This is a genomic window from Paractinoplanes toevensis (assembly GCF_018332695.1).
GTDB classification, from domain to species: Bacteria; Actinomycetota; Actinomycetes; order Mycobacteriales; family Micromonosporaceae; genus Actinoplanes; species Actinoplanes toevensis.
This window is the reverse complement of sequence record NZ_BOQN01000259.1, coordinates 1-567: the sequence shown is the minus strand read 5'-3', so window position 1 is coordinate 567 and position 567 is coordinate 1. Positions and strand designations below refer to the sequence as shown.

Genomic DNA, 567 nt, shown 5'->3' with positions numbered 1-567 from the left:
CGGCCGGCCCGGGTGGCGCGGTCGGCGAGGACAGCCGCGGCGGCGTCGAGGAGCGTGGCACCGTAGGCGCCGGCCTCGATCACCGCGGTCAGCCGCTCGGCGGCGGGTCGCAGGGTCCAGCGTTCGCGCAGCACCGGTTCCAGGCCGGTGGCCGGGCCCGAGTCGCGCCGGAAGCCGGGCACGTCCAGCAGCCGCACCCGGTGCAGCACGCGGCTGCGCAGCCGATCCCGCTCCCGGGTCAGGTCGAGGTCCAGGTCGGCGGAGCCGTCCAGGCCGGACCGGGCCAGCTCGGCGTCGAGGTCGTGCACGAGCGGGGGCGCGGGCGTCGCGGGATGCAGGCGGCCGACGCGGGTCCCGCTGAGCGCGGCGACCATCTCGACCACGACCGGATGGCTGCCGGCTCCGAGCATTCCCCGCGACGACCACGGCAGGGGTACGTCGAGCGCCTCGTTCACCAGCGCCGACGCCAGCCCGTCGAGGACGTCGGTGCGCCCCGGCCGGTGGTGGCCGCGGACGGCGGCGAGCCCGTCGGCGGTGGCGTGCGCCGCGATCAGGTCGGCCGTCGAC

1 protein-coding gene is annotated in these 567 nt (G+C 78.3%); it reads right to left on the bottom strand.

Annotated features, from left to right (window positions below; genetic code table 11):
• A partial coding sequence (locus Ato02nite_RS51070) for a DUF5682 family protein (RefSeq protein WP_246608271.1) occupies window positions 1-567 on the bottom strand: 567 nt, incomplete at both ends.